At 49.2% G+C, this 26,524-nt stretch carries 30 protein-coding genes; 15 read left to right on the forward strand and 15 right to left on the reverse strand.

Going from position 1 to position 26,524, the window contains the following annotated elements:
• The first annotated feature begins 21 nt into the window (after window positions 1–21).
• Window positions 22–558 (forward strand): aminotransferase class IV, encoded by a 537-nt coding sequence (locus WS_RS03345; RefSeq protein WP_158305197.1) that lies wholly within the window; start codon window positions 22–24, stop codon window positions 556–558.
• On the opposite strand, the gene WS_RS03350 is transcribed toward WS_RS03345, so the two are convergent.
• The gene (locus WS_RS03350) at window positions 555–968 is read right to left on the reverse strand and encodes an Rrf2 family transcriptional regulator (protein ID WP_011138617.1); all 414 of its coding nucleotides are present in this window, start codon (window positions 966–968) and stop codon (window positions 555–557) included. The two genes, WS_RS03345 and WS_RS03350, sit on opposite strands and share 4 nt — an antisense overlap.
• A 101-nt stretch (window positions 969–1,069) precedes the next feature.
• Here WS_RS03350 and WS_RS03355 point away from each other — a divergent pair, with 101 nt between their 5' ends.
• From WS_RS03355 to WS_RS03380, 6 genes are read left to right on the forward strand one after another with little or no spacing between them, the layout of a single operon-like run.
• Window positions 1,070–2,095: a glycosyl hydrolase family 18 protein gene (locus tag WS_RS03355; protein WP_011138618.1), complete on the forward strand. Its 1,026-nt coding sequence runs from the start codon at window positions 1,070–1,072 to the stop codon at window positions 2,093–2,095.
• A 12-nt stretch (window positions 2,096–2,107) separates the two neighbouring features.
• Window positions 2,108–3,100 (forward strand): response regulator, encoded by a 993-nt coding sequence (locus WS_RS03360; RefSeq protein ID WP_011138619.1) that lies wholly within the window; start codon window positions 2,108–2,110, stop codon window positions 3,098–3,100.
• A 43-nt stretch (window positions 3,101–3,143) separates the two neighbouring features.
• Window positions 3,144–3,830, forward strand: a complete 687-nt coding sequence (locus WS_RS03365) for an ATP-binding protein (protein ID WP_041571723.1) — start codon at window positions 3,144–3,146, stop codon at window positions 3,828–3,830.
• Window positions 3,831–3,862: 32 nt separating this feature from the next.
• Window positions 3,863–4,189 carry a hypothetical protein gene (locus WS_RS03370; RefSeq protein ID WP_011138621.1) on the forward strand — a complete coding sequence of 109 codons (327 nt, stop codon included), beginning with the start codon at window positions 3,863–3,865 and terminating at the stop codon, window positions 4,187–4,189.
• Window positions 4,186–4,689 (forward strand): PAS domain-containing protein, encoded by a 504-nt coding sequence (locus tag WS_RS03375; protein ID WP_011138622.1) that lies wholly within the window; start codon window positions 4,186–4,188, stop codon window positions 4,687–4,689. Before WS_RS03370 ends, WS_RS03375 begins: the two co-directional genes overlap by 4 nt.
• On the forward strand, window positions 4,664–6,079 hold the full coding sequence (locus tag WS_RS03380) for a methyl-accepting chemotaxis protein (protein WP_011138623.1): 1,416 nt from the start codon (window positions 4,664–4,666) through the stop codon (window positions 6,077–6,079). Before WS_RS03375 ends, WS_RS03380 begins: the two co-directional genes overlap by 26 nt.
• Here WS_RS03380 and dnaJ read toward each other — a convergent pair.
• Complete coding sequence (dnaJ, locus tag WS_RS03385) at window positions 6,076–7,200, reverse strand: molecular chaperone DnaJ (RefSeq protein ID WP_011138624.1); 1,125 nt, start codon at window positions 7,198–7,200, stop codon at window positions 6,076–6,078. The two genes, WS_RS03380 and dnaJ, sit on opposite strands and share 4 nt — an antisense overlap.
• A gap of 122 nt (window positions 7,201–7,322) precedes the next feature.
• Here dnaJ and recR point away from each other — a divergent pair, with 122 nt between their 5' ends.
• The 4 genes from recR to WS_RS10560 all read left to right on the forward strand — a co-directional run bounded on the left by recR (window position 7,323) and on the right by WS_RS10560 (window position 10,377).
• Window positions 7,323–7,895, forward strand: a complete 573-nt coding sequence (recR, locus tag WS_RS03390; RefSeq protein ID WP_011138625.1) for a recombination mediator RecR — start codon at window positions 7,323–7,325, stop codon at window positions 7,893–7,895.
• 108 nt (window positions 7,896–8,003) lie between these two features.
• On the forward strand, window positions 8,004–8,300 hold the full coding sequence (locus WS_RS03395; protein ID WP_011138626.1) for a c-type cytochrome: 297 nt from the start codon (window positions 8,004–8,006) through the stop codon (window positions 8,298–8,300).
• Between the two features lie 120 nt (window positions 8,301–8,420).
• The gene (locus tag WS_RS03400) at window positions 8,421–9,449 is read left to right on the forward strand and encodes an alanine racemase (protein ID WP_011138627.1); all 1,029 of its coding nucleotides are present in this window, start codon (window positions 8,421–8,423) and stop codon (window positions 9,447–9,449) included.
• 31 nt (window positions 9,450–9,480) lie between these two features.
• A complete protein-coding gene (locus WS_RS10560; RefSeq protein WP_011138628.1) occupies window positions 9,481–10,377 on the forward strand; it encodes a metallophosphoesterase in 897 nt (298 codons plus the stop codon).
• On the opposite strand, the gene WS_RS03410 is transcribed toward WS_RS10560, so the two are convergent.
• The 6 genes from WS_RS03410 to WS_RS03435 all read right to left on the reverse strand — a co-directional run bounded on the left by WS_RS03410 (window position 10,367) and on the right by WS_RS03435 (window position 17,152).
• Window positions 10,367–11,248, reverse strand: a complete 882-nt coding sequence (locus WS_RS03410; protein WP_011138629.1) for a DMT family transporter — start codon at window positions 11,246–11,248, stop codon at window positions 10,367–10,369. The genes WS_RS10560 and WS_RS03410 overlap by 11 nt on opposite strands.
• 40 nt (window positions 11,249–11,288) lie before the next feature.
• Entirely contained in the window at window positions 11,289–12,413 is a 1,125-nt protein-coding gene (locus WS_RS03415; protein ID WP_041571724.1) for a cytochrome b/b6 domain-containing protein, read from the reverse strand.
• A gap of 20 nt (window positions 12,414–12,433) precedes the next feature.
• Window positions 12,434–12,796 (reverse strand): c-type cytochrome, encoded by a 363-nt coding sequence (locus WS_RS03420; RefSeq protein ID WP_011138631.1) that lies wholly within the window; start codon window positions 12,794–12,796, stop codon window positions 12,434–12,436.
• 181 nt (window positions 12,797–12,977) lie between these two features.
• Entirely contained in the window at window positions 12,978–14,165 is a 1,188-nt protein-coding gene (gene nrfD / locus WS_RS03425; RefSeq protein WP_011138632.1) for an NrfD/PsrC family molybdoenzyme membrane anchor subunit, read from the reverse strand.
• 16 nt (window positions 14,166–14,181) lie between these two features.
• The gene (locus WS_RS03430) at window positions 14,182–14,745 is read right to left on the reverse strand and encodes a 4Fe-4S dicluster domain-containing protein (protein WP_011138633.1); all 564 of its coding nucleotides are present in this window, start codon (window positions 14,743–14,745) and stop codon (window positions 14,182–14,184) included.
• 1 nt (window position 14,746) lies between these two features.
• Entirely contained in the window at window positions 14,747–17,152 is a 2,406-nt protein-coding gene (locus WS_RS03435) for a molybdopterin-dependent oxidoreductase (protein ID WP_011138634.1), read from the reverse strand.
• Window positions 17,153–17,346: 194 nt separating this feature from the next.
• Between WS_RS03435 and WS_RS03440 the strand changes: the two genes are divergently transcribed.
• Window positions 17,347–17,700, forward strand: a complete 354-nt coding sequence (locus WS_RS03440; protein WP_011138635.1) for a hypothetical protein — start codon at window positions 17,347–17,349, stop codon at window positions 17,698–17,700.
• Here the strand turns inward: WS_RS03440 and WS_RS03445 are convergent.
• The 5 genes from WS_RS03445 to WS_RS03465 all read right to left on the reverse strand — a co-directional run bounded on the left by WS_RS03445 (window position 17,687) and on the right by WS_RS03465 (window position 22,793).
• A complete protein-coding gene (locus WS_RS03445; RefSeq protein ID WP_011138636.1) occupies window positions 17,687–18,124 on the reverse strand; it encodes a hypothetical protein in 438 nt (145 codons plus the stop codon). The two genes, WS_RS03440 and WS_RS03445, sit on opposite strands and share 14 nt — an antisense overlap.
• Before the next feature lie 12 nt (window positions 18,125–18,136).
• Window positions 18,137–19,435 (reverse strand): phenylacetate--CoA ligase family protein, encoded by a 1,299-nt coding sequence (locus WS_RS03450; protein ID WP_011138637.1) that lies wholly within the window; start codon window positions 19,433–19,435, stop codon window positions 18,137–18,139.
• A gap of 2 nt (window positions 19,436–19,437) precedes the next feature.
• The gene (locus tag WS_RS03455) at window positions 19,438–19,968 is read right to left on the reverse strand and encodes a 2-oxoacid:acceptor oxidoreductase family protein (protein ID WP_011138638.1); all 531 of its coding nucleotides are present in this window, start codon (window positions 19,966–19,968) and stop codon (window positions 19,438–19,440) included.
• Entirely contained in the window at window positions 19,965–21,782 is a 1,818-nt protein-coding gene (locus WS_RS03460) for a thiamine pyrophosphate-dependent enzyme (RefSeq protein ID WP_041571725.1), read from the reverse strand. Before WS_RS03460 ends, WS_RS03455 begins: the two co-directional genes overlap by 4 nt.
• 102 nt (window positions 21,783–21,884) lie before the next feature.
• Window positions 21,885–22,793: an AEC family transporter gene (locus tag WS_RS03465; protein WP_011138640.1), complete on the reverse strand. Its 909-nt coding sequence runs from the start codon at window positions 22,791–22,793 to the stop codon at window positions 21,885–21,887.
• Window positions 22,794–22,898: 105 nt separating this feature from the next.
• On the opposite strand from WS_RS03465, the gene WS_RS03470 reads away from it, so the two are divergent.
• Window positions 22,899–23,306 (forward strand): PaaI family thioesterase, encoded by a 408-nt coding sequence (locus tag WS_RS03470; RefSeq protein ID WP_011138641.1) that lies wholly within the window; start codon window positions 22,899–22,901, stop codon window positions 23,304–23,306.
• On the opposite strand, the gene WS_RS03475 is transcribed toward WS_RS03470, so the two are convergent.
• Window positions 23,294–23,644 carry a hypothetical protein gene (locus WS_RS03475; protein WP_041571726.1) on the reverse strand — a complete coding sequence of 117 codons (351 nt, stop codon included), beginning with the start codon at window positions 23,642–23,644 and terminating at the stop codon, window positions 23,294–23,296. The genes WS_RS03470 and WS_RS03475 overlap by 13 nt on opposite strands.
• A 194-nt stretch (window positions 23,645–23,838) precedes the next feature.
• Between WS_RS03475 and trpB the strand changes: the two genes are divergently transcribed.
• The gene (trpB, locus tag WS_RS03480; RefSeq protein ID WP_041572031.1) at window positions 23,839–25,047 is read left to right on the forward strand and encodes a tryptophan synthase subunit beta; all 1,209 of its coding nucleotides are present in this window, start codon (window positions 23,839–23,841) and stop codon (window positions 25,045–25,047) included.
• The gene (locus WS_RS03485) at window positions 25,044–25,682 is read left to right on the forward strand and encodes an NAD(P)H-dependent oxidoreductase (protein WP_011138643.1); all 639 of its coding nucleotides are present in this window, start codon (window positions 25,044–25,046) and stop codon (window positions 25,680–25,682) included. The genes trpB and WS_RS03485 overlap by 4 nt, the downstream gene beginning before the upstream one ends.
• Here WS_RS03485 and WS_RS03490 read toward each other — a convergent pair.
• Window positions 25,669–26,520 (reverse strand): D-alanyl-D-alanine carboxypeptidase family protein, encoded by an 852-nt coding sequence (locus tag WS_RS03490; protein WP_011138644.1) that lies wholly within the window; start codon window positions 26,518–26,520, stop codon window positions 25,669–25,671. The genes WS_RS03485 and WS_RS03490 overlap by 14 nt on opposite strands.
• Window positions 26,521–26,524: the final 4 nt, after the last annotated feature.

Raw genomic sequence — 26,524 nt, forward strand, 5'->3', positions numbered from 1 at the left:
CTTTGCCTTTGGGAGGGCGAGGTGAGATATCTAGAGTATCACTCTCAAAGGATCCAAAGAACCCTAGGGGGAAAAGAGTCGTTCAGGGGATTGGAACTCCATCTCCAAGCGATGAATCTACCCAAGACGGGTTGGTGGAAGATCAAGCTTCTCTATGATGGGTGCGGCTTTGGTGAGGCGATTCTCACCCCTTATGAGCCTAGGATGATTCAGAGTTTTAGGCTGGTGAGAAGCGATATTGACTACTCCTCTAAATTCACCGATCGCTCCGCCCTTGAGGCACTTTTGGCGCAAAGGGGCGAGGCAGATGAGGTCATCATCCTCAAAGGAGAGGAGATCACGGATACGAGCTTCTCTAATCTCGCCCTCTGGGATGGAGAGGTTTGGCTCACGCCTCAAAATCCGCTTCTAGCAGGGACGGCGAGGGCAAGGCTCATCGATGAGGGGGTGATTAAGGAGGCGAGGTTGGGGGAGCGAGAGCTAAGAGAAGCCCGCGCTCTAGCGCTCTTAAACGCTATGATGGGGATGAGAATCTTGGAGAAGTTTGAGATTCTCTAGATAAAGTACATATTCCCTCGCTGAATCATCTCCTCATAACGCAAGAGGTCTTTGAGGCTGAGTGAGAAAATTTGGCGCACCTTGCTTCCTGCATCTTCCCAAAAGAGTTTTAGCGCTTCAATATCCGTGCGACACTCAATCGCGCACAATCCTCCCTCCAGTGCCTCCAAAATGTCATAAACGATGATCTGTTCAGGAGGCATGGCTAGGGCATAGCCCCCTTTGGGGCCGCGAATGCTTTTGAGGAATCCTGCTTTTTTCAAATTAGCAAGAATCTGCTCCAGGTAGTTTTGCGGGATGTTGGTGTTTTGCGAAATTTCGCTGATCTGGATGGAGGGCTTGTGGAGGTTGAGCGTGAGATAGTAGAGCGCCCCTAATCCGTAGATTCCCTTAGTAGATATTCCGGTCATGTCGTCCTCGTTTGGTCAAAGGTTTCATCCAAAAATAGTGTATGATTATAACTATTTATAATTAATTTATCTCCTCTATTTTGCCAAAGAAAGGGTTTTATATGGCTTGGGCGTTGAGAGTAGGGTGTGTTGGGATTCTTCTAGCGGGAGCTCTTTGGGGAAAAGAGGGCTTGGAGCGTCTAGTTTATATGGTGGATAGGAGCGATTCCCTCTCTCTGCTTCAAGAGCGCATCGATTCCATAGAGGTGGTGGCCCCTCAAGTATTCTCCTTTACGCTTGAGGGGACAGTGTATGGAGAGGTTGATCCTCGAATCATTGCTTTGGCCAAAGAGCGGGGTAAAAAGCTCATGCCCTTGGTGATGAATGAAAACTTTGAAAAAGAGAAGATCAAAGCCTTTCTAGCCAACCCCAAAGCCCAAGAGCGACTCATTGGTTCGCTGATTAAAATCGCCCTCAAAGAGGGGTTTGGTGGCTGGCAATTGGATTTTGAACATCTAGGAATCACTAGCAAAGAGGCTTACACGCAGTTGGTGCGGCAACTTTACGCTAGGCTCAAAGAGCACCATCTCTCCCTCTCTATTGCCGTGGTGCCCCCTAGGGGTGAAGAGCCAAAAAACGCCTATGGGGCAAAAGTTTTTGAGGATTGGGTCTCCCCCTATGACCTCAAAGCCTTGGCCGAACATAGTGACTTTTTGACGCTCATGGCCTATGATCAGCACACGGGCGGGAGCACACCCGGCCCTATCGCCTCTAGGGCATGGGTGGAGGGAATCATCCAAGAAGCTCTCATTTGGGTGCCCAAAGAGAAGCTCTCCCTTGGAATCCCCCTCTACTCAAGGCTTTGGCATGCAGGAATCAAAGAGGAGAAGATGCGAGGGGTCGCCAAGTCGCTCACTTTTGCAGGGGCGATGGATTGGCTGGAGCGCCAAGGGGCAGAGACCCTATGGTTGGAGCGTGATGGCGTGAAGTGGGCTATGGGAGAGAGGGGAGGAGTGAAAGAGTATCTCTTTATGGAGGAGGCGCGCTCTTTGGCGCTCAAAGTAGAACTTGCCAAACGCTATGGCTTAAGGGGGATTTCGCTTTGGCGATTGGGTCAAGAGGATCCTCGTATTTGGGATGAACTCTAAGAGGATTTTTGGATGAAAAAGAGCCTCACCTTTCCTCTCTCGCTGCTTTTGGTTGAAGATGAGAAGATGAGTCAAGAGATGCTGGCTCGGCTTTTGGAGCCAAGGGTTTCGAGGCTTTGGATTGCCTCCAATGGCAAAGAGGCGTTAGAACTCTACCAAGAGAACACTCCTGATGTGGTGCTGACTGATTTGGTGATGCCAGAGATGGATGGGATGGAGTTGATTGAGAGGATCAAGGGGCTCAATCCTGAAGCCACCGTGGTGATCTCGACCGCCTTTTATGAGCTTGGATTCTTGATGAGGGCGATTGAGCTAGGAGTGTTTGGGTATCTCACCAAGCCCCTCTCTTTTCAAGGGCTAGAGGAGACGCTCCGCAAATGTCATAGGCGCGTGGAGCTTCTTAGAGCCCATGAGGAGCTAGAGGTGAAGAATCACCACCTAAAGATCGCTTATGATCAGTTGCGAGAGGCCAAGGAGCAGGAGAAAGAGCTTTTTATCTACAAAGAGCGCTACCACCAATCTCATCAAGAAGAGGCCTTTAAAAAGCAGATCAAGCTCATGAGAAGCGATCTCTCTAATAGCTATGAATCGGGGATTTTTTTCAATCTTTTTTATGAACCGCTGGATATTTTGAGCGGGGATGCCTATGGAAGCGTGCGTCTAGGAGAGGGGCGATGCCTCTTTTATGCTATTGATGCGATGGGCAAGGGACTCTCTGCCTCGCTCGCTTCAATCCAGTCAGTCTCTTTTTTAAACTATCAGCTTCGCCCCTCTAAGGCATTGGATGAGTTTGATTTTGAGGCTTACATCCAGGCTTTTTTGAGTTTTATTCGGACGCAACTGCTTAACAATGAGCTCCTCTCTGCCTCCTTTATTTTAATGGAAGAGAAGGGGGAGAAGATTCGCTATGCGCTCTTTGGGATGCCACCCCTTTGGGTGATGGATGAGAGGGGCAAGGTGCGAGAGCTGGTGAGCAACAACCCCCCCCATCTCTCCGCTCTATGAGACGCTCAAGCTCTCTGCTTGTCGCGTGAGAGGTTTTTGCAAGATGATGTTTTGCAGCGATGGAATCTATGAAGGGCGTTTGATGGAAGGAGGAATCTATGGGGCTTCTCATCTGGCCGAAGATTTTGCCCGTTCCTCTAGTCTAAGAGAGATGATCCAACTCTATAAGAGTCGCGTGCCTCGCCAAGAGGATGATCTAACGATGATCTATTGTCAAAAGATCACGGAAACTCTTAAGGAAGAGGAGAGGGATGAGATCCCTAGCACCCCCGAAGGAATCGAGAGGGGGGTGGAAAAATTTTATAAATATCTTATGAATTTTAACTTTACACCCCCTGAGATGGAGTCACTCAAAAGTGCTTTTTTTGAAGTTTTGATCAATGCCATAGAGCACGGACATATGGGAATTAGCTATGCAGATAAGGTGAGATTGAAGCGCCAAAGAGGATATGATTCATTTTTAAACAAAAAATTTCAAGAAGTTGAGATTGCCAATAAAAAAATTATGGTATATTATTCCCAAGTCAAAATCTCCCGCGCCTCTTGGTTGCTTTGGTGTATTGAGGATGAGGGAGAGGGCTTTGAGGTCAACGAGGTCTTCAAGTCCATTCGCCTGGCGCTTGGCAAGGAGTATTGCGGCAGAGGGCTTTTGATGGCTAAAGAGCTAAGCGATGGTCTCTATTACAACGAAAAAGGGAATCGAGCCTATCTGCTAAAGCGCCTCAAATGAGAGCGAATCACCCCAAAGAAGGATGAGAGAGTATGGAAGTGTCGATCAATCGCGGCAGCGAGTCGCTAGAGGTTGAGGTGAGAGGAGGGATTGATTCCTTTCAAGAGATTAGTGAGCTAAAGAATCGGCTCCATACCCACGCAAGAATTCACCCTGAGATTCCGATGGAGATATATTTTTTGGATGCTTATGTGATTCCATCCTCCGTCATTGGGACGATTCCGGAGCTTATCGAGATTGAGAAGATCGAAGTGAGGGTTAAAGTGGCCAAAGAGGAGCTCTATGAGACCCTGCAAAAGTTGATGCTTCAAGAGATTCTCCACCTTCAAAAGTCCACTTCCTCAAGGAACTTTACATGAAAAGACCCGCGCCCACTCAGGTGGAAAAGAGTTTTAAAGAGGATGAGATCATCGTCTCTAAAACCGACACCAAAGGAATCATTACCTATGGGAATCAGATATTCATCGAGCTCTCAGGGTATGCCGAGAAAGAGCTTTTGGGCAAGCCTCATAGCATTATTCGCCATCCTGACATGCCAAGAATCGTCTTCAAACTTCTTTGGGATACACTCTCTGAGCACAAAGAGATTTTTGCCTATGTGAAGAATCTCTCCAAGGATGGCGCCTACTACTGGGTGCTTGCTAATGTTACCCCCTCTTTTGATGCCTTGGGCAAAGTGATCGGTTATCACTCTGTGAGGCGCAAGCCCTCCAAAGAGGCGTTAGCCGCAATTGAGCCTATCTACAAGCTTCTCTTGGGGGCAGAAAAAGAGGGTGGCATGGAGGCGAGCCAAAAGGTCATGGAAGAGTTTCTCCTTAGTAAAGGAATGAGCTATGAAGAATTCATCCTCTCTCTGTAACCCCCAAGTCGCACTGCTTGGAGCGACCCTAAGCGTAGTGGTGTTGCCCTTCCTCTCGCTTTGGGCGCCCCTTTGGGCGACTCTCCTTTTGGCGCTCTTGGCCTCTCTTTTTTTGGGAATCTTGTGGCTCTCCTTTTGGCGCCTCAAAGAGGGGATCAAAGAGATGCACGAGGTGTGTGATCAGCTCTCTTGTGGCAACTTTGAGGTGCGCCTCACCCAAATTGAGGACGATGGATTTTTGGGCAAAATGGCGTGGAAAGTGAATGACCTCACCGACCAACTCGAAGCCTTTTGTCGTGAGATTGCCACGGGTGTGGAGTATGCTAGCGCCAGTCGATTCTATCGTCGGGCGCTTAGCAAAGGCCTCAAGGGAGCGTTTGCTAGCAATATTGATCAGATCAATCGCGTGGTTGATGAGATGGAAAAGACCGCTGAGACGAATAAGAAAAATGCGCTTGTGAGTTCCATTTCTAAGCTTAGCTCCAATGCGCTGGAGAAGAATCTTCTCACGATGCAAAGCGATTTGAGTCAGAGCGTGGAGTTGGTGCGAGAAATTTGCACGGATGCGGGAGAGATATCCAAAGGTTCAACAAGCGGAAGTGCGAGCATTGAGACGATTAATGTCGATTTTGATGCGCTCAGCCACATGGTGAGCAATACGGATCGATCGATTGAGGGCTTTGCAAGGAGAATCTCTCAGATCACTTCAATTGTCGATCTGATCAAAGATGTGACCGATCAGACCAATCTGCTCGCGCTTAATGCTGCGATCGAAGCCGCTAGGGCGGGCGAGCATGGGCGAGGATTCGCCGTGGTGGCTGAAGAGGTGAGAAAGCTAGCCGAGAAGACCCAAGGAGCCACGAGTGACATTATTGCCATGATTAAAACAGTGGGCGAAGAGATGGAGCTCATCAAGCGTGATTCTCGAAATATCAAAAACGTCTCGGAGAAATCGATTGCTCAAGTGCGATCTTTTGCGGAAATCTTCAAAGAGATTGACTCCAAAGCCCACACCCTTCTTCATAGCCTCGGATTTATTGATACACAGGTGATGATGACACTCTCCAAAATCGAGCACATCATCTACAAATATATCACCTATGGAGCGGTCATGCAGGGTGGGGTGAGCAAGCACATCCCCGGGGCGAGCGAGTGTAAACTTGGCATGAGCTTAGATACGAAAAGCCAGAGGGCGTGGGCACGACACGAAGTGGGTCCGCTTCAAAAGGCACACGAGAGTCTGCACCAAAACATCCTCCTCACTCTTGAGACACTCCAAGAAGGAGAGTATCTCAAGCACATTGATCGAATCTATGAGATGTATCTAGAGATCGAGATCGCCTCCGATCGCCTCTTTGAGGAGATGGACGCGATTTTGATTAGAGGCTAGGAGAACCATCCCTTGATCTTTTCAAAGACCCCCTCAAAGCCTTTTTCATGAGGGGTGCCCTCCACGCCAAAAGATCGGCTCAGCTTCTCTAGAAGTTCTCGTTGCTCATCATTGATCTTGGCTGGATAGACAATCTTCACTTGGGCGATCAGATTCCCTTTTTTGGCAGAGTGGACATCTTTCACCCCTTCATTTTTGAAGACAAATTGCTCTTTGTCCTTGGTGTTGGGCGGGATTTTGAGCTCAAGTTCACCCCGCAAGGAGGGGATTTTGAGCGTGGTGCCCAGAGGGACGGTCGAGAAGAAGAGGGGGACATGCAGATAGATGTCATTTCCATGGCGCATGAAGTGCTCATCCTCTTCCACTCTGACCACTAGATAGAGATCACCTCGCTCTCCGTTTTTGCCCACATGACCTTTGCGACTCACGCGGATTCGATTATCGGTGTCAACCCCTTCAGGGATGGAGACTTCAAGATTCTCCTCTTTGTTCTCGTGACCCTTGCCGTTGCATTTGGGGCACTTCTCTTTGATTCGTTCGCCGCTTCCACCGCACTTGGGACAAGTTTGGGCAAAAGTCATGAAGCCTTGACGGATGAAGACCTGTCCGCGCCCGCCGCAATCAGGGCAGGTTTCGATTTTGCCTTCTTTGGCGCCTGTGCCTTTGCAGTCGGGGCAGGCATCTTTATAGCGAATCTTGATCTCTTTTTTGCACCCAAAGATCGCCTCTTTGAAGCTTAAATCAAGCTCCATGGCGAGGTCGAGGTTATACTTGGGGCCAGAGCGTTTGCGAGAGGAGCTGGAGAATCCCCCTCCAAAGACTGAATCAAAAATAGAGCCAAGATCATCAAAGACATCCTCAAAGCCTCGCCCTGAGAAGCCACTGTATCCTTGGCTCTCTAAGCCCTGTTTGCCATAGCGATCATAGAGCTGGCGTTTGCCCTCATCGCTTAGAACCTGATAAGCCTCATTGACACGCTTGAACATCTCTTCGGCTTCACTGCTTCCCTCGTTGCGGTCGGGGTGATATTTCATCGCCATTTTGCGGTAGGCTTTTTTGATCTCCTCCCCGCTTGCACTGCGTTCAATCTCTAATATCTCATAATAATCAAACTCTTCCAAGACGAAGACTCCTTTGGCGTAGTAAAGAGGCGAAAACGCCTTTTAGAGGTGGTTTTTAGGGGCGAATTGTAGCAGAAGAAAATTTATCGTCTGTTAAAAGATTCTAGGTTATATTCCGCCTTATGAAAAAGGGAATGGAATCATTTTTTACACTAGTGGAATCGCTAGAAAAGCTCCCCTCTGTAGGGCGTAAATCGGCGCTTCGTCTGGGCTATTTTTTGGCTATTGAGGAGAAGTTCTCCGCGCTTAAGCTCGCGCACGCCATTGAAGAGGCGGTGGTGAAGATCAAGCGTTGTGAGCGTTGTGGAGCGCTGAGTGAGCATGAGCTTTGCGAGATTTGTAGCGATGAGACGCGGCTTAATGGACAACTCTGTATTGTCACTCACCCCAAAGACATCTTCATCCTTGAAGAATCAAAGCACTTCGAGGGGCGCTATTTCGTGATCGATTCTCTGGAGGATTGCGATTTCACTCTGCTTCGATCACTCATCGTCTCTCTTAAAATCACCGAGGTCATCTTTGCCTTCTCCCCCTCACTCTCTAATGATTCGATCATTTTTTATGTTGAGGATAAACTTCAGGATTTGGGGGTCTCTTTCTCTAAGATCGCCCAAGGAGTTCCTACAGGGGTGAGCTTGGAGAATATTGATCAACTCTCGCTAACTAGAGCATTTGACTCAAGAATCAAGCTCTAGAATCGGCCTTAGAATCGTTAAGATGATTTAAGAGTTGTTCGTGTAAGATAAACCCCGTCAAAACCGACAACAGCGAAGAAAAAGACAAACAGAAAGGAAGAAGCGTCCATGAAAAAGATCGCTCTTGGAATGATTTTCGCCGCCGCTAGCCTTATGGCAGCTGATGGTGCAACCCTCTACAAAAAATGCGTGGCCTGCCACGGCGTCAAGGCGGAAAAGCCTGCTCTAGGAAAGAGCGAAGTGATCGCTGGCTGGGACAAGGCCAAACTTGTTGAAGAGCTTAAAGCCTATAAAGCAGGAACGCTCAATAGAAACGGTATGGGCGCGATGATGAAAGGTCAAATGGCCTCTTTCAGTGATGCGGACATTGAAGCGGTCTCTGAATACATCTCCACGCTCAAGTAACTCTCCTCCTCTAAAAGCCATAGCGGGCGCTTAAGCGCCCTCTGGGTGAAGCCTAATCTCTTTTTATCCTTTTTTGCACTACGATAACCCCTTGTAAAATATCCCTCTTTTGGAAAGATCATGGCAGAGCTACGCATCAACTCTCAGGCTTTTTTTCACAATCTTAAACTCTTGGCGAATCATGTCGGCTCCAAAGAAAAAGTCGCCGTGGTGCTCAAAGACAATGCCTATGGACACGGGCTTTTGGAGATGGCGCTTCTGTGCAAGGAGGCGGGAATCGCAAGCGCGTTTGTGAAAAATGAGGCCGAAGCGATAAGAATCGCCCCCTATTTTGAGAGTGTGACGGCGCTCTATGGAGATGTGGAGTCAAAGAGCCCCGCGAATGTTTGGGTTGCGCTTCACTCTTTGGAGCAGATTCGAAGAATCCCTAAGGGTCGCAGCGTGGAGCTGAAAGTGGATACAGGGATGAATCGCAATGGAATCATGGAAGAGGAGCTCTTTGTAGCGCTTGAAGCCATTCGTGCTCAAGGGCTGATTCTTTGTGGGGTGATGGCGCATAATGGCTATGGGGATGAGCTGGGGAGCGAGTTTTTCTCTCAGCAGAGGCGTTTTGAGGGGGTGAGGGCAAGAGTGGAGGAGTATGCTAGGGAGCATGGCTTGCCTCGACCTCGATTCCATGCGCTCAGCTCCTCGGGGGCTTTGCGAAGTCGGAATATTCAAGATGATCTAGTGCGCTTTGGAATCGCCATCTATGGCTATCTCTGTGCGCATCCTTTGGTGGTGAGCGAGATAGGGCTTAGGCCTGTGCTCTCCCTTTGGGCGAGACGAATCACCACCAAATCCCTTCCCAAGGGGGCGAGAATCGGCTATGGGGGCAAGAGCGAGCTGGAGGAGGAGGCGAAGAAGGTCTCGACCTATGATGTGGGATATGGAGATGGATTCTATCGACTCAATGAACACCACAAACTTCTCACCGCCCAAGGAGAGCGGATTTTGCCTAGGGTTTCGATGGATTGTCTAAGTGTGGTGGGCGAGCGCGAGGAGGTCTGTTTGATGGAGGATGCGAGCGAGCTGGCTAGGCTCTTTGATACGATTCCCTATGAGGTGCTCACGAGATTTTCACCCTTTTTGAAGCGTGTGGTGATTTAGGATGTTGTTGGCCCCCAAGGGAGCGACTGATTTGAGAACAACGGTCGTGATTGGGGATGTGCATGGCTGCTTTTTCACCCTAAAGAGGCTTTTAAAGAAGATTCCACAAGAGGCAGAGATCATCTTAGCCGGAGATTTGTGTGACCGAGGAAACTACACCAAAGAGGTCATTGAGTGGGTAATCCAAGGGGAGCATACGGCGATTCTTGGGAATCATGAGAGCTATATGCTAGAGCACATCCAAGCTGCGCTCAAAGGGAAGCCCAATCGCTGGGTCGATGAGGAGTGTATCGGGGGACGAGAGACGATGAGCTCCTACAAGGGCGCTTGGAGCACTCTAGAGAGGCATCTGCGCTGGATGAGAGAGAATCCGCTCTATCTTTGGAGGGAACCCTATTTCATCACGCACGCCTTCGCACTTCCCTACTTCAAGCGCAGGGATATTCCAGAGAAGCGCCATGCTTTTTTGGTCAATCGCGTGAGGGATACCAAGGAGTGGGGGCATGACTTTGAAGAGGGTTATGAGGCGTATGAGCTCATCAATATCTTTGGGCATGAAGTCTCCAAAGAGGTGAGGGTGGGCAAGAACTTCTATGGAATTGATACAGGATGTGTTTATGGCAACAAGCTGAGTGCCATTGAGCTTGGGAGCATGAAGCTCTACGAGGAATTAACCCATCCCTTGGATATCTCCAGCACAAGCGCCCCTCTTGTCGCAGAGCATCTCACCAAAATATCCCAAACGCCCGTTCATTGGAGATTAGAAGAGGAGGCTCTTCTTTTTGAGATAGGGCTATCACCAAAGAGGCTTGAGGGAATCCTAAAGAGGCTCAAGAGGAAGAATCCAGAGCTTCTAGAAGGGTTTGAGCTCCAAATTCAAGAGAATCCAGCTTCTCCCTCGCTCTCCCGCCTTCTTCTCACTCTTTAAGCCGCCCAATCCAATAGACAAAACCTCCTAGTGCAAAGATGGCAAGCAGGGTTGAATAGGAGGGAATCATCCCTTTAAAGAGCCAATCAAGAATCACGATGAAGCCTGGCGTGAGATAGGTGTAGGAGAGAATCTCCACAGGGCTTAGGAATCTGGCTGTGATCTGAGTGATGAAGAAGGTCACGCAGGTGCTAAAAAAAGCAAGATAAGCGATCCATCCCCAAAGGGCAGGGCGGATGGAGAGGGGCGAGAGGGTGAATATCTGGGGTAGGGCGAAAAGGGTGAGGATGAGCGTAGAGGCAAGGAGTGTCCAAAAGGTGAAGTTTTTGACCCCTTCACCGCGATAGAGTCTCTTGGAGAGGGGGATGTAGGCGGCCATCGTGAGGCAACCCCCGATAAAAACCCCATCCCCTGCGCTAAGCTCAAAGCTCTTTAGCAGCTCCCATGAACCTCGGAAAATCACCCAAAGCACAAGCAAAAGAGCGATGGACATAAGGGTAAAGCGGCGTACAGAGGTCTTTTGACCAAGAATCACCCAGGTGAGCGCGGCACTCAAAAAAGGCACGGTGGTGTAGAGAGCACCCGTGTTAAGGGAAGAGGTATGTTTGAGTGCCTCAAACATCGCTATAAAGTAGAGGCTATAGGCTCCCCCCACCAAAAAGTAGCGCCCCCAATCACGAAGCGAAGGGAGTTTGGGGGGAGATTGGCGAAAGAAGAGCAGAGGAGAGAAGAGCAGGGTCGCTAGCGCAAAGCGCACCCAAGTGAGCCAAAGGGAATCGACCTCTTGAGTGATGATCGCGCCGATGGGAAAAGAGGAGGCGATGATGAGAGTGTAGAGCAAGATGAGACCATGGTAGGGGGCGTGAGACATTTGGGTCCTTGTTTGGGTATCCGCCTATCAAAGAGAGGAATCAGCGGAGATAGATTTGGAGGGCTTCCCTGAAGGAGATGTCGGGAATTCTAATCTCTTCGGGCTGAAGAATCCCCTCGTCAAAGTGGAGGTGGCAGGCTTGGCAGTTGGATCGGGTTTTAATCGCAGGGTGTTCAAAGAGCTTGGGGGGAATCTTGGCGTGAAGCTCGCGGATGAATGAGATTCTAGAGAGGCGATATTTTTGGCTTTGGAGATTGGATCGGGTGATGGCGTGGGGAAAATAGCTGGGGTGATGCTCTGAGGAGTGGGCAAGAAGATAGGTTTGGATGATCTCAGGGTGCTTGACGTACTCTTTAGCGTCTTTGCCAAAGTGGCCTTTGAGATCTTGCATGATGATTTTCCAGGAGCTAGAGGGGAGCCACTGGGGTGGGTAGAGGGTGTGGCAACTGGAGCATTCCCTTCTGAATTCCACAGGATAAAGGTCATGAAGCGCAAGAAACTCTCGATAGGAGCGATCATTGGCGGCATAAAAGGCAATCGTCAAGGAGAGGAGAATCGCCCCGATTCCAAAGAGAGATTGCAGAATCGAGGGGTGCAAATCTTTGCCTTCGTAAGGCTTGTAGCCATGAACCATAGAATCGATAATGCGGGTGCGGTGATAAAAGTGCTCAATGAGTGTCCCGATGATATGAATAAGCGAGGCGATTAGGATCGCTAGGGCGATGAGCTGGTGGGCTTTTTTGAGGAAATCACCCCAAAAATAGAGAATCTTTCCCAAGAAATCAAGCGGCCCACGCTCATACATTGCACCCAGTAGCAGAAGCCCTGTGAGCGTTACCGCTACGCCTCCAAGGATGATGAAAATCATCACCCAGCTAGCAGCAGGATTGTGTCCGATGTAGGAGCGCTTGTCTCTAAAGAGGTGGAGGAAGTAGTAGCGCAAGTCGCGCCAGCTAAAGTCAAAGTGAGAGAAGCGCTCGTAGGTCGTCCCAAAGAATCCATAGAGGATGCGTGCGATGAGCAGGACAAAAACAAGAGAGCCAAAAAATAGATGAAGGGAGAAAAGGGGTTTGAAGAATCCGCTAAAGAGTGCGCCAAAAATCGATAGGGCAATAAGGAGGTGGGTCACCCTCACAAAGGGTGACCAGACATAGATTCGAGGCAAAGGTTCTCCTCGCCCCAAGACTATTTTTTGGCTTTAGGGTTGAAATTCTCAAAGATGAATTCAGCCATAGCGGGAATGCTGTACTTCATCCCCTTTTCTTGAATCTTTTTGAGGTTGTGCTCCATGATGTCATGCTGGCTTCCGCCCACGCCATATTTGTCTGATTCTAGGTTGTAAAGCTCCATCTCTAGCTCGGTTCGGCTAAGATCATTGAGCGCGGGACCCTTTTTTTCAGGGTTGCCCTCGGCATTGGCTCCATGACACTGAGAGCACATCTGTTGATAGACCTCTTTGCTGCTATATTTATACTGTTCTTCCTTAGCAGCGTAGGCACAAGCCACGGTGAAAATCCCAAGCGAAAGGACGATCAAAGCTTTTTTCATCTCTTTTAACCTCTCTTTAATAGATAAATTACTCTTATACTAACAGCTCCAAAATAAAAATCAACTGATAAACTTAAAAACTTTTGTAAAAAATATTCTAAATGTAACATTTTTGGTTGGAGTAAATTTCAAAAGGAGGTGGGGCCATCCAAGGAGGGAAGGGGATGGCCCCGGAAGAGGCTTATCGACCTAGGTCAAAAAGCTTATTGGCAAGATAGTAGAGACTAAAGCAGATCGCAAATCCACCCAGTCCAATGGCAATCTCCGCAAAGGAGGGGAAGTAAGCCACGAATGAAGGGGGCAATTGATACTCATTGAGCTTAAGCGTCTGCATAGGGAACACTTGCGTGTCATGGGCGAGGTTGTATCGCATTGTAAAGATACCCACCATGCCAATGACAGAGGCATAAGAGATAGCCGCTAGATTCTTGCCCTTAGTGAATACAATCGTGAGCAAGGGGACGAGCATACCTAAAATCACCTCTCCAATGATAAAGCTAGGGCTTTGGAGAATGTGAATGGAAGTGTTGGCACGCTCAGGAACTCCTCCATAAAGCGAAGTAAGGAATCTCCAGATTTCAAAAAAGAGCAAGATAGCCAAAAGGATAGTGAGAACCTTGGCGAGTCGCTCTAGCATCAATTTGACATCGGGCACTTGGCTAAAGTCAAATTTGTAGCGATGTCCATAGAGGATAAAAAGAATATATGCACCCGTGATCATCGCTGAAAGAATGAAATAGATAGGGAAAAAGACGCCATTGGAGATGGGCCTAGCCACAAGGAAGCCAAAGACCGCTCCAAGGTTACTGTGGGCGGCAATACCGACTACAAGCCCCGCTGCACCGAAGATTTTAGACCACTTGTGGTCATCCCTCAAAAGAAAGATAAACTCAAAGATGATCGCTACCAAGTAGGCACCATAAAGAGTCCCCATCCACCAAATCGCGGAGGTGAAATTGGGAGTGAGAACGTTATAGATGACCATGGTAACGGGGTGGCCAACCTCAAAGACGATCACTGCAAATCCCGACAGAATCGTGACGATCGCTCCAAGGATAGCTCTTTTAGAAATCACCTCAAACTCCTTGATTCCAAAGACATGGCCAAAAGAGGAGATGATACAAAGTCCCGTACTGGAGACAACAAAAAAGACATACATCGCGATCAATAGACCCCAAGGGTGCTGGCGATGGACATTGTAGGCGCTGTGGCTCTCGGTAAAAAAGAGGTAGAGCCCCGCTGCAAAGATGGCAAAAAGCCCCGCGATAAGAACCGCCAAGAAGATATTCATCGGATTCTTCTCAAAGCTCAACAGTGATCCCAGCGAAAAATCTTCGCGGATAGGGATGATGGATTTAATAAAGTTCATGATTCTCTCCTCTTGGCTATACTAGATAAAAGAGCTTAGGCTTGGTGCCCAAATGTGGCTTGATCGTCCAATGCTCACGCTCTCGGAGGAGCTTAGAGATTTCACTATGGGGATCGTCCAAGTCGCCAAAGACTCTGACTTTGGTGGGGCAAGTGGCTTGACAAGCGGTCGTAGTCTCTCCTCGTGCCAATCGTGTCTCTGAACAGAAGTTGCACTTTTGAACGATATGAGCCCTAGGATCAACATATCTTGCATCGTAGGGGCAAGCTGTCATGCAGTAGGTGCACATGATGCACTTCTTGGGATCAACCGAAACAAAGCCGCGCTCATCATAATAGGTTGCATTGGTAGGGCAGACCTCTTGGCAGGGAGCATTTTCGCAATGTTGGCATTGGCTTGGGATGAAACGCATTTGAGAAAAGTTAAGTAAAGGATATTCACCCTCTGTCTCTTTCACTCCCACCCAAATTCGATAATACTCATCGCCCAAGGGGACATTGTTCTCTTCTTTGCAGGCGGTTTCGCACGCCTTGCAGTTGATACAGTTTTTATAGTCTAAGGCCATCGCGTATCTTGCCATCTCACACCTTCCTTATCTCTACGAGTGTCTCATGGGCTGCAGCAGCTCCAAAGACAGGCTCGATATGTTCTTCAATGATCATACTGTCGTGTCCCCCGTTTTGGTAGGCGCGGCTCATCGCCTTGGATTGGACGCCAAAGCCGTGGACGAAAAAGACCGTATCAGGGGCAATTTTCTCGGTAGGATAGGCCTTGATTCGAGTTTTACCTGCTTTGGAGCTTATTTCAAGAAGGTCACCAAATTTAATTCCTCGCTCTTTGGCAACGCGCTTGTTGATCCAGATGAAGTTTTCGCTCATGGTGTCAAGCAGTAGCGCATTGTTGGCCGTAGAGGATTGGGTGAACTGGGCGTGCCGTCCTGTAACAAATCGGAACTGACCTGCGGGAGTCTTGGGAAGATATTCCTCTCTCCATGTAGGCATCGTGTCAATCCCCTTGGAGGCTAGACTTGGAATCACGCACTCCACTTTTTTGGAAGGGGTGTTGAATTGCCCATTGCGCATAGAGTAGGCTTTTTTGGATTCGGGATAGTAGACATACTCGTTGGCGCTTACTTGTTTGAACTGCTCATTGATACCTGGATAAAAGACTCCATGTTTAAGGAGCATTTCGTGGGCTCCAGCATATTTGGCTACGGCGTGCTCATTCATCTCCTCTTCGGAGTGAGCGTAACCCTGAGAAATATCCCATCCCTCCATTTCATCCTCAAAAACCTCTTCAATAGCGAGCTTCTTGAGCTCTTCTTCGCCCTTATTGGGATTAGAAGAGGCTAGCTCGGAGGCTTTTTCTTCGATCATCTCCTGAAGGTCTTCGTCATGCTTGAGGCTGTTTTCAAAGAGGGGTCGAGAGAGTTTTGCGGTGAGTTCCCGCAAGATTTGGAGCACAGGCTTGGTCTCATAAAGAGGCTCAATGACCTTATTTCGCTGAGCAATGGCAGGTTCGATTCCTCCAAAGCTCTTCACGGGATCGGTGCGCTCTAGGTAGGTGCACTCAGGCAAAATCACATCACTCATGATCGCGGTGTCGCTGGGCATGGTGTCGATAGTGACGACTAGATCCATGTTTTTGAACATCTGAGCGGTTTTAGCAGTATTGGGCACACAATGCATAGGATTTTGCTTGTAGATGAACATTCCTCGGATGGGGTAGGGGGTCTCTTTGGCGGCCACCATATCCCTCCATGCAACCCAAGAACCTGTTCCGCCGACGATCGCAGCTTTGTTTTGTTCGATTCGTGATTTAGCATTGGCATACATGGGCGCAGGGATGGAGTGCTCATCAATAGGAAGGGTCTTTCCGTAGCAGATTCCTCCCTTTACATCCACGCCGCCCCCAAGAGCGGTGAAGATGGCCATGGCACGGCGGAGTTGGAAGTCATTTTTTGCCCAAGTGGTTCTTCTTCCGGGATAGTAGATGGCTTGAGGGGCGCAAGCCATGAAATCCCTAGCCACTTTCCTGATATCAGAAGCGGAGATTCCCGTGATAGGCTCAGCCCACTCAGGGGTATAGTTCTGCTGGAGAATGTGGGCTTTGTACTCTTCAAAGCCATTGAATTTCTCTTCAACAAACTTTTTATTATAAATCTCTTCACTAAGGACAACATGGGTGAGCGCAAGAACAAAAGCGAGGTCGGTGCCCGCTTTGATGGGGAGCCACAAATCAGCCTTATGGGCCGTGTGGGAGTAGCGAGGGTCGATGACGACCAATTGACAGCCTCGCCCCAAGGTGCGTTTAAAGAGATCCATTGTGTCGGGGGTGACGATCGCTTCGGCTCGGTTAGCCCCTGCCATAATGACATACTTGGCGTTGGCAAGGTCGGGGTTGCCATAGGTTCCGATAGTGAGCGTGTAGCCACTTACAGTGCTTTGCAAACAGACGGAAGAGTGGTTGAGCCAGTTGCTAGAGCCAAAAACCTTATTGAACTCTTTGAAGTGGTGCTCGCCCATTCCCTCGCCAGCACAAAAACCGATGGCTGAGCGATTGTCTTGCTCCTCATCCATGATTTTGACGAGCTTTTCTTGGATATAAGTGTAGGCCTCATCCCAAGTGACGCGCTTGAACTTTCCATCTCCTCGCTCACCTGCTCGAATCAAAGGGTATTTGAGTCGATCTTCGTCATAAAGAGCTTTGATTCCGGCGTTTCCGCGAGCACAGAGCATATTTCTTGATTTTGGGAAGAGAGGGTTTGGATCCAATTTGATCACTTTGCCATCCTTGACTCTAGCGATGGCGGCGCACTTATTAACGCACATCTCGCAAAGTGTCGCGACCGAACGCTCTCCTTTTTCCTGACTCTCTGTTTTATTGCCCGAAGAGCCACCCACAGCCAAAGCACCCGATGAGGCTCCGACGATAGTAAGGGCGACGCTTCCCTGCAGAAACCTTCTGCGTGAAATTTCGATTTCCACTTTCCCCTCCGTTTATAAGTTTGACTACTAGCTTAAAAATTGGATATCTCAACTTAAGGTATAAGCTAAGATAATGTTTATTGTCTCAAAAAAATATTTAATGGTGATGAAGAAAAGAAAACTATTTTATTTTTTCAGAAAAAAACAAGGTCGATAATTAGCGGATTTGAAGGGGTTTGAGATAGAATCCTATTATGAAAAGAGTACTCCTGTCCTTATATCTATTTTCGGTCTTTTTGTGGGCTTGTAGTGGGGATTGCCTCTCCTGTCACCCAACTCTTAATCTAGAGAGTGATGTGCGCCATAAGAGCATGGCGACCTGTATCACCTGCCACAGTGCCGAATCGCTCTCCCAGAGTAATATGGGAGCGGCGTGCGGGCAGGATTGTTTTGCTTGTCATGAGGCGGGGAAGATCACTCAAAGTGGCATCAAAGAACACGGGGTGATTAATGAGTGTATCGCATGCCATAGCACCCTAAACAAAGGCCTTCCCACCATGAATTGGCAGGAGAATCTAGGGATTCAAAAGCCTTTTATGATTCCATAAAGTCGCGCTTGACCACCTCTAAGCCTGCCTCTTTTAGGAGGGCGACGGCTTGACCAAAACTTCCATCATGAAGCCTAAAGAGAAAGATTCCTCGGCTTCCCTCCATCACCAAATAGGTGTAGAATATGTCGATTCCAGCATTGCTGAGGAGCCGCACGATTTGATGGAAGCTCCCCACGGTGTCTTCGACTCGGACGCCTAACATTTTGTTGATCTTGGCGGGAATCCCTCGAGCTTCAAGGACAACTTTGGCTTTGGGGGCATCGCTCACGATAAGGCGCAGGATTCCAAAGTCCTTAGAATCGCTTAGCGTGATGGAGTGGATAGAGAGATGACTATGGCTTAGTATCTCTGTGACGCTGGCGAGCTCACCCTTTTGATTCTCAATAAAGACGGAGAGTTGTTCAATCGCGTAGTTTTCCATAGAGAGATTCCTTTAGATTTTTCGCTTATCCACAACACGGACGGCCTTACCCATGCTTCTCTCGATACTTCGAGGTTCCACGAGCTTAACATCGGCATTAATGTAGAGGTGGTTGAGGAGCTCTTTTTCCAGCTGGCGCTTGAGCCGCTCCATCTCTCCGACGCTATCGGTCATGATGTTTTCATCCACTTCGATGTGAATCTCCAGTCTATCAAGATACCCTTTTTTATCGGCGATGATTTGGTAGTTGAGCGTCAATCCTTCGGCTTGAGCGATGACATGTTCCACCTGAGAGGGGAAGATGTTCACGCCATTGACGATAAGCATATCATCCGCTCTTCCTGTGATGCTCTCCATGCGAACCAGTGTCCTACCGCAACGACAAGGTTCGATTCTAAGACGCGTGAGATCCCCTGTGCGGTAGCGAATAATGGGGAGTGCCTGCTTGGTAATGCTCGTGAGTACCAGCTCACCTAATTCACCATAGGGGAGCACTTCACCATTTTTGGGATCGATGATTTCGGGATAGAAGTGATCTTCGTTGAGGTGGAGGCCATTGCGCTGTTCGCAGCTGCAAGAGACACCAGGGCCAATGAGCTCACTCAATCCATAGATTTCATGATAGGCGATTCCCCATGTGTCGGCGACTGCCCTTTGAAGTCCTTCGCTAGAGGGTTCAGCACCAAAAATTCCTGCTTTGAGATGAAAATCTTTGCGCGGATCAAACCCTTCGCTTTTGGCAACCTCGGCTAGGTGCATCGCAAAAGAGGGGGTGCAGGTGAGCGCGGTGGCTTTGAAATCTCGAAGCAGCATGATTTGACGGTTGGTGAAACCTCCGCTAGCGGGAATGATGGTCGCTCCGACCCTTTGGGCACCATCATGAAATCCCAGCCCTCCCGTGAAGAGTCCGTAGCCATAGGCATTGTGAACGACATCTTTGGCAGTGACTCCAGCCAGTGTGAAGGTGCGTGCCATCACCTCACCCCAAACCTCCATGTCATGCTTGGTGTAGCCTACGACTGTAGGCTTGCCCGTGGTGCCGCTGGAGCTATGGATTCGCACCACCTCATCCATGCTCACGCTAAAGAGCCCAAAGGGGTAGTTGTTGCGAAGATCTTGCTTTTTGGTGAAGGGGAGGCGCGCGATATCTTGGAGGGTTTGAATCGAATCGGGCGTGATTCCTATCTCATCAAACTTGGCACGATAGAAAGGCACAAGCTCATAGACACGGCGGAGCGTCTCTTGGAGACGGCTTAGCTGAAGGGCTTGGATCTTTTCGCGCGGGTAGGCCTCGACATCATTCCAGACCATCTCTAACTCCTTGGCGCGCAGGCGCGACCCAGCTCAAAGACTTGGATGTTAGACTCAGCGACCTTGGGATTGATCATCTCTAGCCCTTTTTTGAGGGTCTCCTCATCAAAAGGAAATCCCGATTGCATCGAGGCGACACCCACCATGAAAGCATTGAGCGCCTGAGCAGGGAATCGCCCCTCTTTAGCGAGTGAAAAGGCATCCACCTTAATCGCTTCGCACCCTTCTAATCTAGGTAGCGAATCGTCGGCATTGACGATAAGCTTGCCCCCTTTTTTGAGATACTGGAGGGTTCGCAATCCTTCATTTTGTTCTAAGGCGATGATCATATCGGCTTGATTCTCTTCGATCACAGGAGTGTAGAAATCCCCCACCTTGATGAAGCAGCTCACGCTTCCGCCGCGTTGGCTCATTCCATGATTTTCGGTACCAAGATACTTTTCGCCTTTGATTCCTGCGCAGAGGCTGAGGAGTTTGACGATAAAGACCGCGCCCTGTCCGCCAAATCCTGAAGTGACGATTTGATATTTCATGCTTTGGCTCCTTTGGAAATAAGGGTGAAGGCATCGGTGGGGCAGAGTCCATCCAGACAGGCACCACACCCTGCGCACAAGAAGGGATCGACCTCGACTTTGCCATCCTCTCCATAGCTCATGGAGGGGCACTTGTACTCGGTGAGGCAGTGGTCGCACGCGACACATTTATCTTTATCGACCGTGGCAAACTCTTTGGGGAGGTGAAGCTTAGCGCGCTCTTTGTCCAGCACACAGAATTGTCTTACCACCACTACAATAGGCTTGTCACTCTCTTCGTATCGGGCTTTGACCTGCTTGAAGAAATTCACGCTCTCCTTGAGTTTGGGGGTGTAGCGATACTCTATCGCTTCCGCTCCGCACCCTTGGACGATTTTGAGGATATCCACATCAGGGCTCCCCTCAGGAGTGCTTTGGCGACCCGTCATGGCGACGACGGAATTATCAAGCACCACGAGAACGAATCGATGTTTTTGATAGACGGCGTTGATGAGTGGAGGGATTCCTCCATGCACAAAAGTCGAATCTCCAATCGTTGCCACGATCGCTTTGTCGGGGTTGGCAAGGCTAAGGCCGCTAGCCACCGAGATAGAGCCTCCCATGCAGAGCACAGTGTCAATCGCTCCTTGATTGAGTCCCAGGGTGTAGCAGCCAATGTCTGAAGGGAAGAGCGATTTTTTCTTTTTAAAAACCTTGGTGATCGCATAGAACATATCGCGATGAGGACAGCCGGGGCAGAGATTGGGGGGGCGCTTGGGGAGCTCTTTTTCGTAGCGAGTGCCCACATAGGGGTTGCTCCCTTGGGTGATTCCTAATTTGGCCAAAGTGTCTAGAAGATGCTTTTTGCCAAGCTCATCAATCTCGCTCACCTCATGCGTGAGCTTGCCATGAAGATTGGGGGCGTTGAGCTGCTCCTCCATACAGGGGTAGGATTCTTCAAAGACAATGACGCGCTCATATCCCTCAAAAAGCTCTTCAAGGCGTGTGCTTGGGAGAGGATAGGGGAGGTGGATTTTGAGCACATCCGCCTCAAGATTCTGCTCTTCCACCGCCTCTTTGGCATAGACATAGGCTACGCCTGAGGCAAGAATCAGGGTGGGCTTTTGGGTGAGCTTGGAGACAAGAGGCTCAATAAACTCTTTCCAGTTATAGGCTTTGAGCGACTCGATTCGCTCTAGCATCTCGATTCCTTGGCGCAATCTCCCCTCTCTAGGGACGGCCGCCCATCGCTTGATATCACGTTCAAAGCTTGACTCTTTTTTCTCACGTTCAAAGCTTGGCTCATCAATCTCGCAAATCTCGCGACTATGAGAGACGCGCATGGTGCTTCTTAGCATCACGGGGGTCTCGAAAAACTCGCTTAGCTCAAGTCCCTTTTTGACCATTGTGTAGGCCTCTTGCGGAGTGCTTGGATCAAGCACCGGGATGCGAGCGAATTTGGCAAAGCTTCGAGAATCTTGCTCGGTTTGAGAGGAGTGAAACCCCGGGTCATCGGCGCATACAAGCAAAAAGCCGCCTTTATTGCCGATATAAGCGGCACTCATGAGTGCATCAGAGGCCACATTAAGCCCCACTTGCTTCATGGTCGCACAGGCGCGCCTGCCAGACATTGAGGCGGCATAAGCGACCTCAAAGCCCACTTTCTCATTAGTTGCCCATTCGGCGTAGGCTTGGAGTCCTAAGGAATCGCGGATTTTTTGGAAGCTGGCGAGAATCTCGCTTGAGGGGGTGCCAGGATAGCCTGAGGTGAACTCCACCCCGCTGTTGATGAGTCCCCAAGCGATGGCGTCATTACCCATAAGAATCTTCTGCATGAAACAACCCTTCCTAGTGTTGATATAAGCGAGCATTATGGCTAAGCTTGAATAAATTTTGGATGATGGGAGCGCTAGGGGAGGGATTCCCCTAGAAAAAGGTTACAAAAAGGAAAGGAGGGAGTAGAGAAGGGGCATGATTCCTAGGCTAGCCCCCACGCCAAAAGCGACTGTAGAGACGGCTAGAGAAGTGTTGAGTTGGGCTTTCATCACCATCGCACTGGCTAGAACCATGGGGGGCATGGCCGATTGAAGAATCGCAATATGGGCGCTCTCATCCATAGGAATCCCAAGTGCTAGGATAATGAGAGTGGCACAGAGGGGTGAGAGAATCATCTTGCCGCTTAAAACAACCAAAGTGGGCTTCCATTCGGTTCTAATGGAGCTAAAGACCATCTGGAGTCCGATAGCAAAGAGTGCCACGGGGGTGACGGTCGAGCCAAACATTTTGAGGGTGCTAAAGATGAATTCAGGAATGGGCACGCTTTTGAGCAAAAAGGCTGCAACTAGAGCAATCACTGGAGGGAATCGGACGATTTTTGAGGCGCTTTGGATCACGCTCGCCTTCTCTTTGCTTGCAAGGGCAAGAATGAAAGGCCCAAGAAGCGCTACGGGGATAGCGGTAGCGAATTGGTCATAAAAGATTCCCTCTCTTAGCGCCTCTTCCCCCAAGAATCCCTCCAGCACTGGAATCCCTAACAAGAGAGTGTTCCCAAAGCTTGCCATCATGACCATGGTGACTAAAGTGGGACGAGAGAACTTAAGCCACCACCCCACAAGAGTTACGACTGCTACGCCTATAGCGGTGCCAATCATCCCGATAAAGACAAGATAAAGAAGCGTTAAGCTCATTTCAAGATGGTAGATTTTTTCAAAAATAAGAGCAGGGATAGCAAAGTAGATGACAAAATCAATCAGAGTGAGGGCCTGTTTTTGCTCAATAATTTTCAATCGTTTGGCAATGTAGCCTGAAAGAATGAAAGAGATGATGCTAAAAAGGGAGGCAAACATGGCGTTCCTCCTAGGGACTAGGGTAAAAATTGGGCGGATTGTAGTCCTGCTAGCCTTTTATTTAGGTTATGATTTCTTTTATCAAAGCTAATAAAGGTCCAATCGATGACAACCCAAGAGATTCATTTTCTCAAACATATCAAGGCTGAGCTCATTGATTATAGTGAGGGCTTTGCGGTGCTGGCGTTTGATATTGAGGATTTGCACAAGCAGCATTTGGGGATGGTGCATGGGGGCGCGATCGCTACATTGGCGGATAATGCGGGATGGTATGCGGTGCGCTCCCTCCTCTCTAGCGAGCAGAGCAGTGTGACCATTGAGCTTAAGGTCAACTTCTTAAAACCCGTTGCAGGAGAGATGCTAAGGGCAGAGGCAAGGGTAGTCAATCGGACAAAGCGGACGGCTTTTACGGTGATTGAGCTCTTTTGTAAGGATCTTTTGGTGGCCTACGCGACGGCAACCTTTGCCATCAATGAGGAGCGTAAGCTCACCCAAAGCGTTCACTCCGAGTAGGAGGGGAGGGGGATGAGGCGAGGCTTTTGCCAGTAGAGGTAATAGAGCAGATAAAAAAGCGCCCCCACGAAGAAAAATCCCGTTCCAAGAAGAAGCCAGCCCACACTAAAGGGCTTGTGAGAGGCAAAGAGCCGCCCCTCTTGGCGCAGGAGTGAGAATCGGCTTTTGTCCAAAAAAGCCTGCAAAGTGGCCTCGTAGGTTTTGGAGCTAGAGGCGTGCTGGAGTATCTTCTGGGCGCTCTCTTGGAGGATTTGGTCATTTTTTTTGGCCAAGGCCAGCTCAAAGCGATAGAAGAGCACTCCAAGAATGAGCGCGATGAGAAGTAGCACGAGGAACATTCTTGGCTCCTTTGTGGAATCGTTCTCTTGTTGGAAATCTCTTTTTTGTAGAAGGATGAAGTATAGCCAAATTTTAAGCCGAGCTTTCCTAGACTGCTCTTTTTTAATCCCAAGGGTGCTTCTAAGAATCTTCTTCTCAAAGTGCTAGAGATACCCTCTGGGCAACCTAATATTCTAAAAGGCGATTCTCTATGATGCACAAACCCTACCTCAAGAGCTTTCCCAATAAAGAGGGATATTTTGGCAAATATGGCGGCGCTTACTTGCCTCCTTTGCTCATTGAACACTTCAAAGAGATTGGAGAGGCCTACCTCAAAATCTCCCAGAGTTTTGATTTTATCCAAGAGCTAAAAAGTATCCGCAAGCACTACCAAGGGCGACCCACACCCCTCTATTACGCGCGGAGATTGAGTCAAAAAGCAGGAGGCGCAGCGATCTATCTTAAGCGTGAAGACCTCAATCACACGGGGGCACATAAGCTCAATCATTGTATGGCGGAGGCTCTATTGGCTAAGCATCTAGGCAAAAAGAAGCTGATTGCTGAGACAGGCGCAGGGCAGCATGGCGTAGCGCTTGCGACTGCCGCAGCCTACTTTGGCATGGAGTGCGAGATTCACATGGGAGAGGTGGACATTGCCAAGGAACACCCCAATGTGATTCGCATGAAGATGCTAGGGGCAAAGGTGGTGCCCGTGAGTTTTGGCGAAAGGACACTCAAGGAGGCGGTGGATAGCGCTTTTGAGGCCTATCTCAAAGACCCTGCGAATGCGATCTATGCGATTGGCTCGGTGGTGGGACCTCACCCCTTCCCTAAAATGGTTCGTGACTTCCAAAGTGTTGTGGGCGCAGAGGCGAAAGAGCAGTTTTTGGAGATGACGGGCGAGCTCCCCGATCATATCGTGGCGTGCGTGGGAGGCGGAAGCAATGCGATGGGAATCTTTAGCGCCTTTATTGATGATCCCGTGGAACTATGGGGAGTGGAGCCTCTAGGTAAAGGAAAAAGCCTAGGCGAGCACGCCGCGAGTCTTAGCTATGGCAAAGAGGGGGTGATGCATGGATTTAACTCCATTATGCTTCAAAACGAGGATGGCTCTCCCGCCTCAGTTCACTCCGTGGCGAGTGGACTTGACTACCCCTCGGTGGGGCCAGAGCACGCCTATTTGCATGAGATTGGCAGGACGCACTCCGTGGGCGTGAGCGATGAAGAGGCGATCAAGAACTTCTTTGCCCTCTCACGCCTAGAGGGAATCATTCCCGCCATTGAGAGTGCCCATGCGATCGCCTATGGCATGAAGCTCGCCAAAGAGCGCTTGGGTGAGAAGATTCTCATCAATCTCAGTGGTCGTGGGGATAAGGATATTGATTATGTTTCAGAGACATTTGGTTTTGGAGGCGAGGAATGAATGATTTTGAAAAGGCGATGAATTTTCGCCATGCGTGCAAGCTTTTTGATGAGAGCCAAAAGATTCCCAGAGAATCGATGGATTGGATCATGGAGATGGGAGCTCTCTCTCCCTCCTCTTTTGGGCTAGAGCCTTGGCGTTTTTTGGTGATCGAGGATCAGAGCATTAAAGCCGCCCTCCGCCCTGCGTGCTGGGATCAGCCCCAGGTGACCACCTGCTCCCATTTTGTAGTGCTTCTATCTAAAAAGCCGAAATTCTTTGAAGCAGGAAGCGAATACCTCAAGCGCTCATTTTTGCGCCGAACTCAAGGAGATGAGGAGAAGTTAGCCAAGATTTTGGCCGTCTTTGACAATTTCCAAAAAAACGAGCTCAAACCTGACTTGGAGAACTGGGCAAAGATGCAAGTCTATCTAGCCAGTGCCAATATGATGAGTGCAGCAGCCTTTATTGGAATTGATTCTTGTCCGATTGAGGGGTTTGTTTATGATGAGCTAGAGAAGGCTCTTGCCAAAGAGGTGGCACTCTTTAAGCCTGAGGATTATGGGATTGCCTACTGCATCGCCTTTGGTTATCGCGCCCATCCACAGGGAGAGAGATACCGATGGGTAAAAGAAGAGGTGATCACTTACGTGTAGGGGAGGGCTTGGGAGGGTTCACCCTCTCCTTTTCAATCACCTCATCAAAGATGGCTTGAGCGCTCTTCCATCGATTCTCTTTAGAGTTGAGCATCACTAAAAGCAGGTCTTTTTCACCTTTTTTGGCGCGTGCAATGAGGCAAGGACCAGCCTTGGAAGTGTAGCCCGTCTTGATTCCAATGGTGTATTTATGGGTGCGCAGGAGTTTGTTGTGCGTCCATGAGGTGTAGATTTTGTTTTTGTTGTTGATGGGCGAGAAGGTGTGCTTGTTCATCTTCACGATTTCATTGAAACTTTTGTTTTTGATGGCATATTCCGCTAGGAGCATCAAATCATGGGCCGTGGAGAGATGATCACCAATATCAAATCCAGCGGCATTGGTGAAGTTTGTCTCTTTCATTCCTAGCGCTTTGGCCTTCTTGTTCATCATTTTGACGAAATTCTCACTGCTTCCTCCGACAAAAATTCCAATTCCCGTCGCCGAATCGTTGGCTGATTGGATGAGGGCAGACTTCACCAGATCTCTCAAATAGAACTTCTCCCCCACCTTAAAGCCCGCCTTGCTAGGCTCCACCAAAGTCATTTCAGGCGTGATCGTCACCACTTCATTCATTTTGCCACTCTCAATGGCTAAAATCGCCGTCATGATTTTAGTGAGACTGGCGGGTCGAACCTCTTTGTGCGTCTCTTTGGCGTAGAGGATCTTTTTATTGGAGAGGTCTTTGATGATGAGCGATTCGATTTGGTTTTCAAATTTTTCAACGACGGGGGCTAGGTTGGCTAAAAGTAGAGTCGCGCTCAAAGAGAGGGCGACTAAGAGCTTGGGAAGAAAGTGCATGAGA

The sequence above is a fragment of the Wolinella succinogenes DSM 1740 genome (assembly GCF_000196135.1).
GTDB classification, from domain to species: Bacteria; Campylobacterota; Campylobacteria; order Campylobacterales; family Helicobacteraceae; genus Wolinella; species Wolinella succinogenes.